Source organism: Vibrio mytili (assembly GCF_000830505.1).
GTDB classification, from domain to species: domain Bacteria; phylum Pseudomonadota; class Gammaproteobacteria; order Enterobacterales; family Vibrionaceae; genus Vibrio; species Vibrio mytili.
In genome coordinates, this window is record NZ_JXOK01000008.1 from 125,047 (window position 1) to 145,832 (window position 20,786).

A 20,786-nucleotide genomic window follows, 5' to 3' on the forward strand; every position below is an offset into this window, starting at 1 on the left:
AAAGGGGAAGCGACCAATCGGTCACTTCCCCTTTCTTTAGTCACGTCAAGTCGCGTATTAGGCTAACTCTCAAGTAACTTATTTAATTACCACCAAAGCAGAGATATTTTACGTCCATGTACTCATCGATACCTTGTTTTGCCCCTTCACGTCCGATACCGGACTGTTTAACCCCACCAAAAGGAGCCACTTCAGTAGAAATGAGGCCTTCATTAATACCTACCATTCCGTATTCAAGTGCCTCAGCAATCTTCCAAACCCGATGAATATTTTGGCTGTAGAAGTAAGAAGCAAGACCGTAGATGGTGTCGTTCGCCATTTCGATAAGCTGTTCATCGCTATCAAAGCGAATCACGGGGGCAACAGGGCCGAAGATTTCCTCAGAAACAATCTTCATGTCGTGAGTGACATTTTTCAGCACCACAGGCTGCATGAACAGGCCATCCAGTTCTTTTATCTCAGACACTGGTTTAGCGCCTTGCTCTATTGCGCCATCAATGAGAGCTTGAATACCTTGCTTTGCTGATTCGTTGATCACAGGACCAATATTCACGCCCTCTTCCAGACCATTGCCGACTTTAAGCTGTTGAACAGCCGCATCAAACTTAGCAACAAACTCGTCATATACTTTGTTATGTACGTAGAAACGGTTAGCACAGACACATGTTTGGCCTGCGTTGCGGAATTTAGAAGCGATAGCACCTGTCACAGCCGCATCGATATCGGCATCATCAAATACAATAAACGGTGCGTTACCACCTAATTCCATTGATGTCCGTTTTATGTCACCCGCGCTTTGCTGCATCAGAACTCTACCAACCTGAGTAGAACCAGTGAAAGACAGCTTACGAATCAGTGGATGCGACGTAAAAATAGCACCAACTTGACGTGAGCTTTCACCCAAAACGACTTGCAGCACATCGCGAGGAATCCCCGCTTGATAAGCGAGCTCTGCTACTGCAAATGCAGAAAAAGGGGTAGCTTCTGAAGGTTTAACAACAAAGCTGCAACCCGCAGCCAAAGCTGGGCCAGCTTTGCGCGTTATCATCGCAATGGGGAAATTCCAAGGCGTTATTGCACAAGCGACTCCGATTGGTTGTTTGATAGTTACAATACGTTTATCCGCACTCGGTGCTGGAATAGTGTCACCATAAGTCCGTTTTGCTTCTTCAGCAAACCATTCGATAAAACTTGCAGCGTAAAGTACTTCACCCTGAGCTTCTGCTAATGGCTTACCTTGCTCTAAGGTCATCAGACGGCCGAGATCTTCTTTATTCTCGATAATTAGTTGGTACCAACGATTGAGCATTTCAGAACGCGCTTTTGCTGGTCGTGCCGCCCACTCTTTTTGCGCAGCACTCGCGCGTTCGATACCATCATGAATGTCGTTCTCTGTTATGACTGGCGCATACCCAATAATCTCACCAGTTGCTGGATTGGTGACTGCTGTACCCTGCGCTTCACTCGCTACCATGAACGAAAGAAGACTTCTATTTTTTATCTGTTCCATGGTTATTCCTTTTCACCGCCTTTCAAAAGCCACATCCATTAAAGGTATCGTGGTGTAATACCAATCGTAGTAAATAACTGGTCATTCTAGCTTGTTAAAATACTCGATGACTTCGTTACAATTTTTGATTGTAGAATAACTACTTATCAAAAAGTTGCGCCTTGTTCTCAAGCATTTTTCCTGCGCTATTTCTGATCACTTATTTACTGTGATTGGTATAATGTGTACTTTCACCATAGGCATGAATCTATTCGTCTTCAAGAACTGCCGGAACTCGGTATTAATCAGCGAAAAATCGTTTGATACTCTCCGGAAGTTTTATCAACGATATGTTGCTCTCGCATTGGTTCCATTTCACCGTCATTCAATTCATCAGTCCAGTGACCCTTATAATTGTTTACACACGTCACAGAGCTTCCACTGTCCCAAGAGTCGTGGACTGAGATGTCAGTAATGGTCATTCCATGCGTCTTCAAAATGTCTGCATACCTAGCGCCAAAATCAAGGCAGAACTGAATTTGCTTATCTTTAGCAGATTCACGTTTCGTGCTGACTGGTTGCTGTTGTTTTACTTGTTCCAAATCTTGTAGTCTTTGTTCTTCAGCCGAAATTTTATCGATAAGCTGTTGAAACACAGATTTTTTACTCGCACTGTTAAATTTATCATATAGATAGATTTCAGAACTCTCATCGTAAGCGATGGCGTATCCGGTATCAGACGCACCCTCAATGCTGCATGTTAATACACCATTTTTAAAATCTTCAGCTGCGACTGGCGGTTGATTTGAAATTAGTGAAGAGATGGAAAGCGCTGGTTTAAAGTCGTTATCTTGAGTCACGACGAGTCCTGCAAGAGCCTGACATTTTGCTATGTGTGCGTCGGATAAGACGGGATTATTGGTAGGTGATGTCACACATGCAGATAGCCCCATCAACGCGACTACCAAGGAGATAGCTTTCTTCATATATTATCTTTACTCGCACAAAAGTTGAAACCGAAACTCTGAGTCATTCTATCAGTCACTTATCATTCTAATTAAGTTTCGATTGCAATGACATGCATGGATGTTTACCGCATAAGTCTCGCGATAATAAATATAGCTGTAGCATATCATACTTACTTGCACTTTCGGGACCACGCCGAGGGTAATTTATTATCGTTCGCGCTTAGCAGTTGAGTTCGGGCCTCACTAATCCCCTTTCAAAATGGTTACAAGCAATGACACAACAGAGAACTAGCAATATTCTAGGCCGAAAAATCAAAGTACCCTTCACATGAGTTTAACTAATTTCATGATTGCTTTGATTACTGGGAACTTGAAAAGGTCTTAACCTACTTACCCGACGTGAGTCGTATTAAAGGAGTTATAAGGATTGGTAGCGCTTGGGGATACTTCAACCGAATTAAAGACGAGCACGACTTGGATAAAGTTGCCTATCGACGAGATACTCGCATCGAAATTATCAGCGAACGAGACTTAGATCGGTCACGAATAGAGAAAGATATCTTAGCCTGTCGGACTCATTAATACACTTAAGTAAAAATCCGCCCCAAAAGGCGGATTTTTGTTTCTTCCATTATTTGTTAGCTTTCGCCGTGCTCTTGCCCCTTGGCTCACTCATTAGACCCAAAATCAGCGAGAAGGTTGCGATCAATAGGACAATGGTAAATGGGAAACCTGTCGTCACCGCCATTGCTTGAGCAGCAGCTAAACCACCACCCAACAGTAATGCAATCGCAACTAAGCCTTCAAACGTACACCAGAATACACGCTGCGGAGTTGGTGCATCGACTTTACCACCAGCCGCAATCGTGTCGATAACTAACGACCCAGAGTCAGATGACGTGATAAAGAAGACAACAACCAGGATGATACCAACAAACGATGTGATTTCGTGCAGCGGCAGTACTTCTAGCATTTCAAACAGTTTGAGTGGTAGCTCTGCATCTTTAACGGCTTCATAACCATCATTAACAAACTGGCTGATTGCTGTACCGCCAAACGCCGTCATCCAGAACACACATACCGTTGATGGAACGATCAGTACACAGAAAATAAATTCACGTACTGTACGACCACGAGATACACGTGCGATGAACATACCAACGAATGGGGACCATGAAATCCACCATGCCCAGTAGAATGACGTCCAGCCTTGAGAGTAGTTGATGTCTTCACGATTAAATGGCATCGACAGCGCTGGGAAGTTTTCAGCATAAGATAAGAGATTATCGAAGAAGCCAGTTAAGATTGCGATGGTTGGTCCAACTATCACGATAAAAAACAACAACACTGCTGCTAATACCATGTTGATTTCAGAAAGACGTTTAACGCCCCCGTCAAGCCCTGCAAGCACGGATATCAACGCAAAAGCAGTAATAACGATAATCAAAATAATCTGAGTGGTATCGTTAAACGGAACATCGAATAGAAAGTTTAAACCCGTCGCTGCTTGCGAAGCACCGTAACCGAGCGATGTGGCCAAACCAAATACGGTCGCAACCACAGCTAGGATATCGATGATATGTCCTGGCCATCCCCATATACGCTCACCGAACACTGGATAAAATACCGAGCGCATGGTTAAAGGCAAACCTTTATTAAACGAAAAGATTGCCAGCCCCAAAGCTAACAAGGCGTAAATCGCCCAAGGATGCAAAGCCCAATGGTAAATGGTTGCTGCCATACCCAATGATTGAGCCGCTTCAACATCGCCCATCGCTCCCGCTAAGGGTGCCCAGTCTGTGCGCACACCATTCTCAACGACGGTCCCGCCAAGCGCGGTACTAAAGTGAGACATTGGCTCAGATACGCCGAAGAATACTAGACCAATACCCATACCCGCGGCGAAAAGCATTGCTAACCAACCAGCATAACTATAGTCGGGTAACGCTTCCGTACCGCCTATTCTGACCTTACCCAAAGGAGAAATCGCGAGTCCTAGACATACCACGACAAAAATGTTTCCGGAAAGGATGAAAAACCAGTCAAGACTGGAAGTTAGCCAAGAACGCATGTGAACAAAAAGAGGCTCAACTTGCTCTCTAAAAATCAAGGTAGCAAAGACGAAAATCACAATTGCTAACCCCGAAATAACAAACACACGGTTATGTATGTCTAGCCCAAAAGGCCCTACGGACAATACGACATTGTCTGCCCGACTTGGTAATCGGTATCTATGGGGTTGGCTTTCCCACTGTGCTTGGGAATACCGCCATTATCACTGCTCATTTAAGGCTCCTATTGTTTTTGACATACTCAATAAGGTCGTAAAGACACCAATTAAGTACTTGTTATCATTAACTAGTATAAATCCTAATTGGTATGAAACGCCACTGGTGCACTAAAATCTATGCGCAACTTTTTGTGAACCCTATAAATTGATGTTGATTGTTTAGCCTTGGTGTTTGCAACAATTCCAATCCGCTTTTTCTGGTTCACAATCAAAAAAGTTAGCGATCAAAGCTTGGCATCTATCCCTTCCATCCTTTAGATAACTTACTTTTCACTGCTTATGGTTCTGTTCACGTTTTGCCCCCTTTATTTGTAACCATGAAGGATACTGGCTGGCTTCAAACCTAACGTTACTTGATTTCTCTCAAGTAACGTAACTGGCAAAGAAATATAGCCATTGTCTCTGATTTCGCTCTCATTTTGCTCCGATGTCACCAGTTTTAACAACTTGGTATTGTGCAACCCCTCTGTTGCAGTTGTGACATTGTCCAGATACAAATAGTAGAGATTAGAAAATGGGTATCTGCCCGAATATATATTCTCAGCTGTTGGCGCAAATGCCTTATTACCGCTGGTTTGAACAGACAGTGTTTTATATTCGTCCCAATTCCCAGAATATACCGCCTCAGCGTACTTGATGTACGCTTTTGCCGACTTATCGCTATCGAGTTTCCCTTTTAGTGCTTGCCTGTCTAAAAAATCCATCGTGTTTTCACAACGGCTTAGGCTGGAAACATTATCAGTTATCACGGTGTTTTTTAACGCATGCAGATTAGAGATGCAGTACAGGCTCCTAGTTGCGTCATTCTGAAAGCTGATGGTTTCAGCCACACTGTCACTGTGACTCACTAAGACCCCAGCATCAGCCATAAAGAACAGCCGAACCGGCCTGTATCCCTTGGCAATATAAAACTGAGATATCTCTTCATCTGTCCACTTTCTGGACATAATTGCAACCTGCATATTTCCCTTAATCATATCTGCGGGAATCGAATCACTAACAACATAGCTTAAGGGATCATTTGAGTGTTGAGTTAAATCTTCAACAATAGGAACCAACGACGACTCCACACCTACTAACATTCGATCGCTTTGCTCATCTTGAGCTGCAAACGTAACATGGGGAGCAAGCAGAAGTGTTAATAATACCAAGCGCTTAATTTCCATCGTTGACCTCCACTTTTGAGTTTGATGTGAGCGAGGTGTCCGAGCTAAAAATAGTCCAACGAGGCTTAGTACCTTTCGTCTGAACTTCGATAACGGCTATCGCTCTTCTTTTGCGCGCTTGTAGCTGATTAGTCAGCGATGTGTGTTGACTAAACTCCTGCTCTTCTATACGTGCGGGATCAACCCCTTTTTCTACCAATCGCTGTCTCACTTCGCGCGTTCTTCGCTTCGCTAAGGCGATATTGTAATTGAGTGATGCTTCCGGACTGGTGTCACCGACTAAGATAACCTTAGAGTCGGGATTTTCTTTTAGCAAGGTAACCACTTCAGTTAATGGGCGTTCATGCTCTGGCTTAATCGCGTATTTATCCATTTCAAAGAAAAAGCTGACAAGATCAACATCTGGATTTTGATACCAGTGTGCACATCCCTGACTATCCACTGCCGCTTTGTTAGGCGTATTCGCACAGACATCTCTTTGATTAATCACACCATCCCCATCCGCATCTCGTAAGTCATCAAATTGATAACGGGTCACCTGAGTATTGATTTGTTCCGCACATCCAATCATGAGAAAGAGAGGAAGAACCGTAATAATAGCGATCTTAGTCATCATTTTTTCCCTTCCATTCTTCTGGATAATCGACTCTTAATGCATACGTAAGCGTTCCCATAGCGTTAAACAATCGATAGGCGGCATAGGTACGGTCGTATTTAGTTTTTAAGTAATTTCGTCGTGCCACAAACGTCTCAACTTTTGCATCAAGAACATCAAGCAAGCTACGCCGTCCAACATTGAACTGTTGTATGTACCCAAGTTCTGTCACTTTTGCGGCATCAACGTTGACTTTCAACACATCCAATTGTTGCTGAAGTAAATCATGTGCGTTCCACGCAAGTTGCACGCCCTCACTCGCGTCCAATTCAGCGCTGGCTCTCACCGCCCTTGCCTCTTCAACTCGCCACGCAGAAGACTCAACACGGGAGTTGGTGGAAAAGCCATTGAAAATATCGTAGTTAAGAGACAACATCACTCTCGCGTCTTCGTTAATACCTTCTATGTTGTCAACATTGTCGGTTTTACTCGCAGAGAGCTCTAACTTTAACTCTGGGTAATATCCCCCTTTTTCACGATCAACTTCTTTTCTTGCGGCTTCGAGATCCTTCATCGAAGACTTTATCGTCGGGTGATTTTTAATTGCGTACGATCTTGCCTCATCGAGCGTAGAGGGGATCAATTCATCAGGAAAAACTGGCTCGATAAGATCTTTTGGTGATTGCCCGACTAAACGTAGAAATTTCGTTTTTGCATCATAGAGGTTATTTTGCGATGCGATAACTGAAGATTGCGTTGTCGCTACCCGCGCAGAAACTTGTGCAAGATCCGAGTTACTGGTTAACCCTTTCTCCTTCTTATCTAGGATAAAGCGGTATATTTCATTGTGCTCACGAAGGTTGCGTTCCGTTAAACTGAGCAACTCCGTCGCATGCAGTACGTCAATATATGCTTTCACCGTGTCGAGGGCGACGTTTTCTGCTGCGGAAAGTAAGCTCAAACGCTCTGCATCGGCCTCAAAAGATAACCTATCCACATCAGAGCTCGTTCTAAATCCATCGAAAAGTAGCTGCGATATTTTTACGCCCATCTCGGTTCTATCGAGTATTCTGTCTTCGCTATCGATATAATTACCATTGTTATACCGAGTCCCTTCGTACCCTGCAGCCGCATAAACGTTAACCTGTGGTAAAAAAGCACCACTCACCGCACTTTGATCCTTAACCATCGACTGATAACGCGAGTACCTTGAGACTAACAGCGGTGAGTTGTCTAACGACTGCGCGACCGACTCCTCCAAAGTCATCGCTTTTAACGGCGACGACAGCAGTAAAAAAGCCATAATCGTTATTCTAAGATGCATGACATATCCTTATATTTATCGCTCTCTCAGAGCATTTTCTTTAGCGCGTAAGATAGGTTTTAACCAATAATTAAGAACCGTTTTTTCTCCAGTCATAATATCGACGACGACTTGCATCCCCGGAATGATCGAAAACTTGTCTTCACCTTCAAACGTTATGTTTGCGCGATAGTAGGCCTTACCATCTTCAGTCTGGAGAGCATCCGCACTGACATAGCTGACTTTTCCTTTTAAGCCTCCATAAATAACAAAGTCATACGCTGAAAACTTAACGGTGGCATCCAGTCCCTTTTTTATAAACGCAATGTTTTGGGGCGAAATTCGAGCCTCTACGATCAGTGCACTGTTTCGAGGCACGATTTCCATTATCGGTTCACCCGGCTTGACGACACCACCAATCGTTCTTAGAAAGACGTCTTTAATCGTGCCATCTACGGGTGACAACATTTGAGTTCGATTTAATTGGTCAGCAATCGCGTATCGACTCTCATTCAACTGGGCCAACCTCGATATGACTTCGTTTAGTTGACCTTGAGACTCGGCACGAAACGACAGTGCCAGACTCCGATAATCAGCAATCGACTCTGAATATACTGCCTTCTGCTTTTGAGCCGCCGCCTGAGAACTGGCAATGTCACCTTCAAGCTTAATCAAATCCCGGTTTAACTTGAGCAATTCCACTTCAGCTACGGCCCCGCTAGCCACTACTTCTCGCAACATGTTCCGTTCTTTCGCGACAATCGCACGACTACTTTTTAAGGTTCTTATCGTGTTAAGCGTATCAGCGTAAGCTTGAGCCTGCTGCTCAATGCGCAGCTTGGCTTCTTCTAACTCCGACTCCAACTCACCCACTCGTTCAAGGTAGTTTGCTTTGGCATTCAGGTAGGCGAAGTGGCTTTTATCCGTCAATTCGAAGTCTTGTGGCTCAATCACAACTTGATCCTTCCAATCTAGCTCAGAGCCTTTCACTTTTACCGTTTGTAGTTCTGCTTGTAAGCGTTGCTTTTGTGCTAACAACGACTCGACTTGCTCAGTCGTTTCGGAGTAGTTCGATTTAAATCGAGTGTCATCTAAAACCGCAATGATTTGACCTTGTTTAACGGCTTCACCTGGGGACACCAACAGTTCTTTTAATATGCCCCCTTCAAGGCTTTGAATGGTTTGAACAGAAAGCGTAGGAACCACTTTTCCCTCACCCACCACAACCTCATCCAATTTCGCCCAAGACGCCCACACAATCACACAAACAACCAGCGTCAACGATAACCAAATCAGTGTACGAGAACGATAGGCAAGGTGTGCGTTGCTCCAACGAACTCCACTCATGCTTTACCTCCTTCACGAACGATAGAAACGGCACGAACCCGATTAGTGCGAGTGTTTTTTTCTTGCGCACTCAATATCTCTTTAGGTGAACCTTGCGCGATCACGACACCTTTATCGAGCACAACGATTCGGTCGCAAAGAGAAAGGAATGTGTGTTTATGCGAGCTAATTACCATTGTTACGTGACGTGGTAACAACTGTAAGGAGTTAAACAATGCAGCTTCTGCATTTCGGTCTAAAGAACTGGTTGGTTCATCCATAACTAACAAGGCGGGTTCACGATAGAGTGCACGGGCAATCGCAACCGCTTGCCTCTGCCCACCAGAAAGGAAACGGCCGCCCTCGCCAACCTGAGTTTCTAATCCATGGGGTAATCGACTCATGTAGTAATTAAGCCCGGACAATTCAATCGACTTGCTGAGCTTTTCCTGATCCACCGTATCGTGGCCTAAGACGATGTTTTCCATCACAGAACCATAGACTAGCTGTACTTGCTGACCAACCCACCCTGTTTTGTCGCGCAGTAATGAGATTGGCCACAACTGACTATCCACGTTATCAAAGTATAGGTTTCCTCAGAGGGAACAAGTTGGCTGGTGATCAAGGACATTAATGTCGACTTTCCAGCACCCGCAGCCCCAATAATGCCAATTCGCTCTCCCGGCTTAATCGCGATATCGACTCCCTGAAGACAAGGCATATCGACATCTGGGTAACGAAAACTAACATTTTCTAGACGAACCTCTCCGGTAAATTCACCCGAGGTGATCACTTGGTTGTGTTGCGTCTCTTGCGGTAGAGACATTATCGAGTTCAACCCCTCAATCGCGGTTTTGGTTTGCTGGTAGCGCAGTATTAACATTGCGAGCTGATTCACTGCACTGGCTGCGCGACCACTCAGCATCACAATCGCGATCAACCCACCCATACTGAGCAGACCTTCCGATATTCGGTATACCCCAGTCACAATCAACGCAATCGTGATCACTTGTTGGCTCGATTGAATCGAATACGACACGATATTTGAGTAATGTCGAGACTGGTTCTGCCAATCTGACAAGGCGGAAATAGTTTGCTCCCAACGTTTCTGCGATTCGCCGGTTGCATTATGCTGTTTGATTTCAGTGATCGATGACAGACAATCGTATAAATGTGCTTGGCGTTTCATAGACAGTGCCGAGCTCTCATTATGCGACTTTTCAATCTTTGATTTAACGAAACAGCCCAGAATCAGCAAGGTGAGCATCACTACGACAGGGATAAACATCATTGGTCCCCCCAGCCAGCCAATAAGCGCTAAAAACAGCAAAGTGAACGGCAAATCGACAATCGTGACTAATGACACGGAAGTAAAAAAGTCTCTGACGCTATCAAAGTCTTGTAGCTGGCGAGCAAACGCTCCAACAGAAGCTGGGCGATGTTCCAGCTTCATTCCCATGACCTTAGAAAACAATATCGAAGACAGCTTGTTATCTATATATTTTCCAGCAGTATCAGTGACCACTCCCCTGGCTTTACGTAGTAACCAATCAAACAAAACCACCACAGTGACGCCCCCAACTAATACCCAAAGAGTATTAAACGCTTGGTTTGGGACAACACGATCGTAAACATTCATTGTGAATAGGGGCACCACTAAGGCCAGCACATTAATCAACAAAGAGGCAATAATCAGATCGCGGTACCAAGGTGTCATCTCTTTAACAACGGAAAACAACCAGTTATCACTGCGCCGTGGCTGCAGCGAGTCCACGCGATGATCAAAGCTAGGCTGAACAGCGATTTGCCACCCCTTTACTTCATACTGACGTTGAAGCTCACTCTTTGTGAGTTCGAGTTTTTCCCACCGTTCACTATTTGGAGAAAGAACGTGATAAACATTGTCTTTTTTAGCGGAGATAATAACTGGCTTTTGACTGCCTTTTTCAATGGCAACGACAGGAAAGGAAAGCATTGGAATATCTTTAATGTTAACTAAAGTCAGTTCTAAATCCGCATGCTCGCAAGCCCTAACAAACAGTTCACTGTCTAATTTGCCTTCTGTTAGAGGCAAGCCGGACAGTATCTTCTTTGGATGATGGCGCAGTTCAAAGTGACGTAAGAGCCAAACAACAACTGACATCCAAGCATCCTGTTGGTTGTCAGTGGCTGAAGTACTTTGAGTATGTTCAATCATGACAGACCACCTACGACCAAATTGTTATCATCGATCATTTTCTGTAACACATCGGCTTCAGATACTCCCGTCGAATCTCCGCGATACAGGTCATCTATGGTTGTGCCAGCTAGTAAGATCTCTTGTTTGGTTCCTGCACCTTCCGGTTTTAGGCTGAGCGTCACACCTTGACTATCTTCAGCGAGGTCAATTTTGTTATCTAAACCATTAATCGTCAGTGCGCTTACAATTGCCGAAACATCAACGGTGTCGTTATCACCAAGTAAGAAATGGGTTTGAAAATCGCTGATAACATCTCGAGATGGCGACAGTAATGTCCCTACACCAGAGCTATCAAACACGAAGGTATCATTACCATCACCACCGATAAGCAAGTCGTTGTCGGCAGTCGCCATCAATATCGAATCGCCAACCTCAACGAGCGATACCGATACAACTTGCGGAAGTCCTAATGCTGATTGGTCGTCAATGGATGCTTCTGGAGTGATGGTTAGTTCAAACTGCTCTGCTCCGCTATAGCCACCGATGATAGAAAGATCAGATACGTTGTCGTAATCAACTTTATATACGCCGTCAGAGTACGTGCCATAATTGAGCTCTAATCCAGCTGGTAACCCGCTAATCATCACACTTCCAGTTTCATTTGATGCTGGCGCAACTAATGTCATCTCTAACCCTAAAGGAATCTCACCCGATGCCTCGGACACGATAGAGTTATACTCAGCTGTCAACATTGGCTCATCAGGTTCAGGGGTGATTCGAATGGTAAGATCTTGGGTTTCTGGATCACCATAATCACTTTCGAGCACGCCAGAAACGATGGCTTTATCGTACGTACGGACACTAAGCGTTACGTCCATTGAACCAAAGGCATTTTTGGGAATAAAATCTAATCCGTCGACTTCATTTGCACGAACTAAAATGGTCGCCACAGCATTGCCGTTGTCATCAAGATTAAACAACGCAAATTGATTACCAATGCGAATACGCCCCAGACCTTCTAACGAACTCGCGTCGGAGCTAGAGTTAATGATCATTGAGACTTCTAGATATTCATTACTGCTGGTTTCAGTGCTACTTGCCTCAAAGTCTAAATGAATCGTGTTGTTTTCTCTTCCCGAAACAAAGTCGGACGAGACGTCCAAATCCGTATTATCGCCAATAGGTAATACAGCCACGTTAAAGGTAGCGGATGAATTGTTGTAGCTGGTTGTGCCTTTTTCTTGAGTTATGGCCTCCAAAGTCAGTGGAATGTCTCCACTAAAATCTGGCGGTGGTAACAAATAAATATTGCTCAATTGTTGCTCAGAGACTTGCCACTCCGTGCTAGTACCATTAGTTGAACCATTGTTTGGCAATAACTCAAAATTACCGTTGTTGTTCCAGACAAGCACAGCATCTTTCGGTACGCCTGTAACAATGAGTGACATAGACTCAGAACCATCTTGGTCAACCAGTGAGGCAGACAAGTTGCCTAGAGATATATAGTTATCTTCATTACCAACCACGTCTTGGGAAGTTAATATTGCCTTATCAACAACAGGCTCTACCATCACTGAAACAGATGTGGTTTTAGTTTGGGTGTCAACGGCGTTTTCGCTGGACAGGCAACTATCAGTCACTTCATCTGTGATATTCACATCAACCGTTAACACGAGCTCTCCACTGTAGTTTTCCGGAGGGAGAAGTTGAACCTCGTTTAACCGCTCGGCATCCGTTATTGTCCAGGTTCCGTCTCCGTTGTCGACCAATAAGCTGTTATCCTGCGCCAAAAGTACTGCATCATCTGACACTGAAATCCTAATCCAGTTTACTGTTTCTAATCCTGTTGCCGTATTCCCCTCACCGCTGATCGTTTGGCCTGCTTCAACACTATCTCCGAGTACTAGGTCGAGACCAAGAGTCGTTCGAGTGTCTTCTTGTACAGATATAATGTTCGGCTCAACGTTTATGTCATCAACAACCGGGGCAATTTGCACGGTAATCGTTTGTGATGTTGTTTTGGTTTCACCATCACAAGGGGCGGTTTCGGTCACTTCCATACTAAAGCTGATACATCCCGCAAAGTCTTCATCGATTCCTGTGATCATTAAGGTTTCGAGCCCAGAAGCGGTGATCGAGTACCCCAACAAGTTTCCTGACGTGTCAAAGGCCGGAGTTACGCCTTCGCCCTCAAACTCAACACCATCTGGTAATGACGCTGCTGGCACGAAAAAAGAAACGGAGTTGCTGTCGCTGCTAGCAACGTCTGGATTGAGGTATTGCCCTAGATTGATGTTTTCCCCTTCAGACGCAACAATATCTCCGCTCTGCACACTTCCGGGCTCTCCTGGCGCTTCACATCCTCCCCCCGTCCCGCCGGAGTGCCCGGTAACCTGAATTTGAAACTGACCACTAATATACTGAGAATCCGTGCCATCTTTGACGAACCCTTTAACCACAATATCTAGCACACCGGTATTCACGGGGCTGAATATCGTTGCGCCCGCCAGAAGATCTTTGGCCGTCTCGACAACACTGTCGCTGGTGATATCACCCATTGGGATCAGCCAGTTCCCGTTAGCATCTTGTGATACACCGTTTGGGTGAGAGATCACTAAATTCTCTTCACCGTTAAATTGAACTACGATGTAATCCAAATACTCGGAGCCATCGAGATCCTCTTCGGTAAAGGTAATCGCTCCACTTATATCAATCGCAGAGCCATCGGTACTGGTCAGCACTTCACTTGTGCCTTCAAGTCGTGTTTTGTGTACGTCTTCGCTACCAATATCAACTTTACCCGCGACAGCAATATCCAAAGTACCCGAGATATCTTTGGTATCTGTTTTCCCTGTAGGTGATACATCGGTCACTTCATATGTCACGTCAATGCTAAACGCACCGCTTAAATCTTCGTCTGCGATAACAGTAAAGCGGCCGCTGTTTAACAGCTCAATTAAAGAAGAATTAGTATCGATTAACGCATTTAAATCTAAAGGCAAATCCGTCGACTCAATCACTGCGCCATCAAAGTACAGTGTTAAACCTGCAGGAATCGAGTCTATCGAATAGCCAGTAAGTGACTCACTCTCATCGATGTCTTGATCCACCACTGGCTCCAAATGAAGTGTAATACTCCTGTCTTCAACACCACTCGTCTGGACGGATTGCCCATCCTTCTGGTCCACGACTGGAGATACATCCATCTCGACGGTGAGAGGGAACTCAGCGGAATCCCCATCTGGCTCGGTGGACACTACTGTCACATCAAGAGTGAGTAATCCGCTGAAATCTTGAGCGGGTTTGAGATAGGTCTTCGATAGTATCGTGTTAGAAACCTGATAAACTGGGCCGGTTAACGCATCCACATAAGCAATGGGCAGCGTGACTGGGTCACCATTCACGTCCACCAGCGATGTCCCTTGCGGGATATTCCCAAGCAACACGTTTATCTCCTCAGAGACATCGTCATCAGAGGTCTGAATGATAAAGTCCAGTTGAATCAAAGCATCTTCGTTCAGCGGTGAAGCGTTGCTGATGATTTTACTTCCACCATCATATTGCCAGTGGCCTTGACCTGCGTCGGAAACAACAGGTTCATCCACCACCCCTTTAAGACTTATGGCTACCGTTTTTGTACCACTTTCAGCGGTTTCATTAATTGGGGCCAGACCGTCAACTGTCGATTCAGTCGACATTGCTGTCACCTGGATGGACAGAGATTCGGTATAAGAACTGATGTCCTCTTTAGGCGTCAATAGAGCATTTGAACTTGCTAGCGCTTGTGCCGACACCATGTAGGTATTCGCAGCGATAAGCGTAATTCCCGCACCTATGGGCAATGTCCAGCCATCTTGAACTTCAATTCGAAACGCTAGCGTTTCTGAACCATCCGTATCGGAAAGGCTTCCCGATACATAATTTTTAAGATCGATAAGTTGATCTTCCAAGCCTTTAATGTTTTTCACACTAAGAGACGGCGTATCTGCATCGGGTGATACATTCACAATAACTTGATGTGAAATTTCTGCTGTTTTATCGCTATTGTCAGCAAAGACATTCCCGGCTTCGGTACTTATTGCCTTGATATCAAAAGTAAATTTACCCGCCACATTTCGATCTGAGGTAATTTGCATTTGATTGAGTTGGTTTTGATTATAAGCTTTGCCTTCAACGATCAAAGAGCCATTGCGAGTGATCTCTAAACCATCTGGAATATTAGAAATTTTATATTGAAGTGTTTCAGACCCATCCAAATCAAATAGGTTCGCCACAATATCCAAAACGGTTGGCGTATTTGAGTCTTCAACCGTTTGGTATTCAAACACAGACGATGGCGCCCACTCTGGAGCATCCGCTACTGGTAGTACATTGACGTCGAGCGTGCCTGAAGCATCCAAAACAACACCATCTGGATTAATGTCTGAGGTAATAACTGACGAGATTTCTAGCGAAACAGATAACGTATTATCTGACACATTCAAAGCGGGTTCGAATATTAGCGTCCCTTTTGGTACGGCAAAGCTCCCCACTTCGCGCAGTTGACCATCTGAATATCTCAGACTAACAAATCCATCATTGTCGTCGTCATTAAGTTCCACATCATCCAGATACAGAGTCCCTCCCTGCAAAGATGAAACCGATATCCGGATTTCTTCAACTCGCTCGTTATTATCGTTATCACCAGCAAATACACGGATCGGAAGCTGAACTGCATCAACAGGCCTACCATTATTCGCGCCATTATCTTCTAAAGTATCGACCGCCGTTAAGCGTATAAACCCTTGAGAGTCATTCAGAGTCAGTAGTATATTACTGTCAACCTGATCACCATCCGAATCCATGACTGTCAGCGTTAAATTGTCGAATAGTCCACCGACAGGTGTGGTAACGTTGAACGCGGTATTTAACTCAAAATCACCGTTTTCAGCGATAACCAGAGTGCCGTATAGGTTGTTGCCGTCATCGGCATTGAGCAAGTCAATGACCCAGCTACCATTAGAATAATTTCCGCTATTCTCGTCATAAGTGACGCCTTGATAAGTGATGCTAGAGATGACGGCACCATCAGCCCCAACGGGATCACTATTGTTGGTAAACCAGTTGCCTATGTATTCATCACCCTCGGTCAACTCGAGTGCATTCGAAATCGCATCGGGAATATCATCAGTGACTGAAACCGAATAGGTTTCCGCTGGAGAGCTATCTCCGTCGTTATCAGTGACAGAGATAGAAAAATTGACGAGCAGCTCATTTTCGTCAAACAGAACACCGCTAGGAGGCGCGTGCTCCATCGCCTGATAAAGGTCAAACTCAACCGTGCCATCTAAATTGAATCGTATTCTGAATACATGTTGCGAGCTCTCATCTATCGCATAGAGCCAACCCTCAGAATCCGAGCTATTCAACGTGATCAGACTACCCGTGCTGGTTTTATAATTTAAGGCATTAAAAGCATCGGTATCGACATCAATACGTACGACATCATCGGAGCCACGAATAAATGTTAATGACGGTGTACTGCTTTCGCTTCCCGGCTCTTGACCATCGTCCACTAACCCATTCTCGTTTGTCGTCACTCCACTATTTACAACGATTTCTGGCGATAAACCATCATAGATTCTGATGTTTGATTCCGCTGAGATTTCCGTTCCATCAGAATCCCGAGTAACGATGGGAACAGGAATGAGTACTTGGGTGCCATCACCAACAACGTGATCGACCTCTCGATACAAATTTACTTGAACAGAAATATCAGCGGTGCCTGATTCCACTAATGAAAAATCACCGGGCAACAGCACCTCAAAGACGGTCTCATCATTTTGTGTCACGGCGTCATAGCTACCATCGCCATTATCTCGCCAAGTCAAGACTGCGCCATTGTATGTTACGGGACCACCATCAGAGTTCACCACGGTGTCACCTGTCTCCACCGTTAAACCCAAAAATACAATTGGGTCCAGCGACGTGAGTCCCGTGACTTGAACATTGGCGGTGGCTGAAACGCCATCAGGCGCGACAGCTGGATCTTTCGGGTTTTCTGTTAGCTCCACCGTGTTATTGGGAATAACAATCTCACCATTATCATTGTCATAAACGTTAATATCTAATGGGATTGAAGTCGTATCAGAATCAGAATCCGTTGCAATGACTACCAAGGGAATATTAAGAGGATCGCCTTCAAGTTGGTCCAGTGCACGATACAATTCGAAGCGATAACTGATATCGCCACTCGTTTCTATAGGCAACACCACATCAAGCACGACTTTAAACACATCAACTTGTGTGCTGCCATCACTGTCTAAGATATACCCACGTACAGATAAGCCATCATCTGCAATTTGATAGAGAACGTCTTTACCTCCGCTGGTTATAAGCGATAGGTTTGTTGTGCTTAATACAAGCTCATCGACGTAGTCGCTGCCAATATCTAAACTGAAGCTTCCACCCGACAGGATATCTCCGCCCAATAAATCCACTTCGTTGACATTGAGTTGTGTCGTATTGGTTAGAGCTGGATCCACGCCATCTTGAATAACAAACGTGACGTTGTTACTTCCCAATGACGACGAGTCAAGATCCTGACCTTCAATCACCAATGGAAGCTCAATAAAATCGCCAACCAGTACTTGATCCAAAGGATAATTCAGTTCTAAATCAATGGACGCAATGACGTCATTGCCGTTTGCAGTACCGCTTAGCAACAAAGTAAACACGGTGACTCCGTTGACCGAAGCGGTGATCTGTTTGGCGTCTGTACTTAAGGCATATTCAAGAGGCGCATCCGCGACAGAACTGGTCAACTCTAACGCTTGGAGTTTCGCCAAAGACGCCGCATCAAAAATCAGCGAGTCTGGGTCTGGGTTGTCCGAGCCTGCCAAAACGTTGGTGTGGCTCGTCGCCCTTAATAGCGAGTCAGAAAGTGAGGTTTCTTTGGTCACAGCCACGCTCTCTTCTATACTGCCTGGCTCACCATCTAATACATTGATGGTCGTGGTCGCTAACCCGTAGTCATCAGACAAATCCCCTGCTGCATACCGGAATGTCACCGTTTGCTCAATGGTATTATCTAGATTTCGACTCGCGACCAGTTCCCAATCACCATTGGAATGCACGGTTAGCACGCCTTTGTCGAGATTGAAAGTGACCGAACCTTCATCAGGCACACGCTGCTGCTGCCCATTAACTTCCACAACTCGTACATGAAGTTGACCGTCCAAATCAACATCGTTATCTAATACGTTGCCTGTGACGGTTTCCCCTTCTGTCACCGTGTAAGATTCATCTCTTACTAAAGGATCGGAGTCATAGATGGTTATGGGGAGTTTGGCAACCACCGTTTCCGAAGTACCATCGGCGTCTATTTGCGTATCATCAATCAGTAACGCCGTTATAAGGTAATCTTCCCCCGGAGCTTGATCGACGACTTCAAAAAACGTGATATCAACCGTTCCGTTATCGTTGATTTGTGCCGTAAATACCACGCGATTGTCTGCCGACGTACCAGTAAGGTTTTGCCGCCATTGGATATAAGCGTCTCAATGGGTTGCCCGACTGAAGTCAAGTTGGCGATGAGAAATTGATCGGAATGGAATGTGGCTTGCGCATTTTCAATATTGATATTTGCATCGCCACTGTGTTGACCGTTCAAGTAAATGATATTTTCAGAAAACGACGTCGCATCCGGAAGGACAATCGTCGGCATATCGTCAAGCACTGAGTTCCCAGCGATATCCCACACTTCAGCTTCTATCGTCCAAGTTGCGTTCTGATCCAGCGCGTCAACATTAATGTCGTCCACACGCCAGTTCCCCGAAGCGTCAACTTTACCAGTAAACGTCAGATCACTTTGCCCATCACTGACTCGTATAACCACGTCCAGACCAGGTTCCACACCCGATGTTGAGCCGCGCATTTCAGTAACAGTGCCCTGCCTAAAGCTCTCTACGTCTAAACCACCTTGTGAGTAAAAGGACGTATCAATATCAATGGTAGGAAACGTAGAATCTATGACCGTTGCGCTATCTAACGATGTCGCAGGGTTACCAGCAATATCTGAAGTCGACGCCGTTACGGTTAACGCACCATCAGCAAGAGCCGTCAAATCCTGATTTTCTACACGCCACTCACCACTAGAAACAACCGCCGTCAGTGTTTGCTTAGTCCCTTCGGAATCCGTGACCACAACATCAACAGTTTGACCATCTTCCACCCCCGTCACCTGACCGAAAAGAGTCACTGAGTGACGTTCTGCACTGTTAAGATAGCCATCACCACCATCTTCTACATCAATAGTAATGAGCGCTTGCGTGTCTTTAACAATGGTATTTTGGGCAGTAGTTGGATTGCCCGCGATATCCTCAGAACTGGCAACAACAGTTAAAACGCCATCCTCCATACTAGAAAGATCGACCTCATCGAGAGACCAACTGCCACCGTTTACGGTGGTATTGAAAGATACGCTTGTACCATTCTCGTCGGTGACGGAAATAGAAATAGATTGTCCATCCTCGACATTCTCAACTTTGCCTTCAATGCGTGTACTTTCAATCTCAAATTGATTTAAATACCGATCGCCATTTCCTTCAAAATCGACCGCTATGTCTGCCAGCGTATCTTTTATCGTCGTATCATTGGCGCTAATACTCTCGCCATACGTGTCGGTTATCACTGCAGTGACGGTTAACGGACCTTCCTCCAGAGACGTCAGATCAATACCTGTAACTTGGTAAGACTCATTTTTTACTATGGCACTAACGTTGACCGTTTGGCCAAGGCTATCGGTAATCGTAATCTGAACAACCCAATCGTCATTCACCTCAAGCGCGCCACCTTGAATGGTCACGCTAGGCACTTCAAATTGGTTTTCGTAACCATCACCACCGTCTAATATGTCGACCGTCAGCTCAGCATCTTTTCTCAACCCTTCAACTGTATGAGAAAACTCTTGCTCGTTCTTGTTATCGAATAACGCTATACCTCGGGTATCAAAGCCGGCCTCAACCAATTTCTCGGGCAGAACAGCCAAGATATGACTGACAAAACTCGCGCCTTCAGACGACTCAGTAAAGTCCGAATTATCCTCTGAAAAAGCCGATGAAGCCTCACTGGTTATTTGGGCCGCGATTTGTTTAAAGTCCACATCAATGGAATCTGAATCGGGTTCTAAGTCTAGACTCTCTGTATTTATGACCAGAGTCTCAACACCCGGAACGTTTTGGTCTGTTGGCAACACTTCAACCCAAGAACCATCGCTTAGTATTGCCCACTTAACGCTACCAACTTGAATATAGATTATCGGTGTCATAATTAGAACCATAAAGAAACACTAACTTAGAGTATGGACGACATCTGCAACAAATCAAATATGAGATTTTAGAATTAACTTTATCAATCATCAGGTTATAAAGTTATCATCGATTAAAATCTCCTTGATTGAATCACGTTACTAATGTGTAGACTGTGTAACC

At 45.0% G+C, this 20,786-nt stretch carries 8 protein-coding genes and 3 pseudogenes; 1 reads left to right on the forward strand and 10 read right to left on the reverse strand.

Annotation, left to right across the window (positions count from 1 at the left end; translation table 11 throughout):
* Positions 1–82 precede the first annotated feature (82 nt).
* Together SU60_RS04050 and SU60_RS04055 are read right to left on the reverse strand one after the other, a co-directional pair.
* The gene (locus tag SU60_RS04050; protein ID WP_041154431.1) at positions 83–1,510 is read right to left on the reverse strand and encodes an NAD-dependent succinate-semialdehyde dehydrogenase; all 1,428 of its coding nucleotides are present in this window, start codon (positions 1,508–1,510) and stop codon (positions 83–85) included.
* A 284-nt stretch (positions 1,511–1,794) separates the two neighbouring features.
* The gene (locus tag SU60_RS04055; protein WP_041154432.1) at positions 1,795–2,475 is read right to left on the reverse strand and encodes a hypothetical protein; all 681 of its coding nucleotides are present in this window, start codon (positions 2,473–2,475) and stop codon (positions 1,795–1,797) included.
* Positions 2,476–2,817: 342 nt separating this feature from the next.
* Between SU60_RS04055 and SU60_RS22845 the strand changes: the two are divergent.
* A pseudogene (locus SU60_RS22845) lies at positions 2,818–3,039 on the forward strand (GTP-binding protein); the annotation flags it as partial.
* 49 nt (positions 3,040–3,088) lie between these two features.
* Here the strand turns inward: SU60_RS22845 and SU60_RS04060 are convergent.
* The 8 genes and pseudogenes from SU60_RS04060 to SU60_RS22715 form a co-directional block, all read right to left on the reverse strand.
* Positions 3,089–4,743 (reverse strand): annotated as a pseudogene (locus SU60_RS04060) (BCCT family transporter).
* A gap of 309 nt (positions 4,744–5,052) precedes the next feature.
* Entirely contained in the window at positions 5,053–5,913 is an 861-nt protein-coding gene (locus SU60_RS04065) for a substrate-binding domain-containing protein (protein ID WP_041154433.1), read from the reverse strand.
* Entirely contained in the window at positions 5,903–6,526 is a 624-nt protein-coding gene (locus SU60_RS04070; RefSeq protein WP_052481482.1) for an OmpA family protein, read from the reverse strand. Before SU60_RS04070 ends, SU60_RS04065 begins: the two co-directional genes overlap by 11 nt.
* On the reverse strand, positions 6,519–7,832 hold the full coding sequence (locus SU60_RS04075; RefSeq protein ID WP_041154435.1) for a TolC family outer membrane protein: 1,314 nt from the start codon (positions 7,830–7,832) through the stop codon (positions 6,519–6,521). The genes SU60_RS04070 and SU60_RS04075 overlap by 8 nt, the downstream gene beginning before the upstream one ends.
* 15 nt (positions 7,833–7,847) lie before the next feature.
* Complete coding sequence (locus SU60_RS04080) at positions 7,848–9,158, reverse strand: HlyD family type I secretion periplasmic adaptor subunit (protein WP_041154436.1); 1,311 nt, start codon at positions 9,156–9,158, stop codon at positions 7,848–7,850.
* Positions 9,155–11,334 (reverse strand): annotated as a pseudogene (locus tag SU60_RS04085) (type I secretion system permease/ATPase). Before SU60_RS04085 ends, SU60_RS04080 begins: the two are co-directional and overlap by 4 nt.
* Positions 11,331–18,800: a T1SS-143 repeat domain-containing protein gene (locus SU60_RS04090; protein ID WP_052481478.1), complete on the reverse strand. Its 7,470-nt coding sequence runs from the start codon at positions 18,798–18,800 to the stop codon at positions 11,331–11,333. The pseudogene SU60_RS04085 and the gene SU60_RS04090 overlap by 4 nt, the downstream one beginning before the upstream one ends.
* Positions 18,707–20,623, reverse strand: a complete 1,917-nt coding sequence (locus SU60_RS22715; protein WP_052481479.1) for a hypothetical protein — start codon at positions 20,621–20,623, stop codon at positions 18,707–18,709. The genes SU60_RS04090 and SU60_RS22715 overlap by 94 nt, the downstream gene beginning before the upstream one ends.
* Positions 20,624–20,786 lie beyond the last annotated feature (163 nt).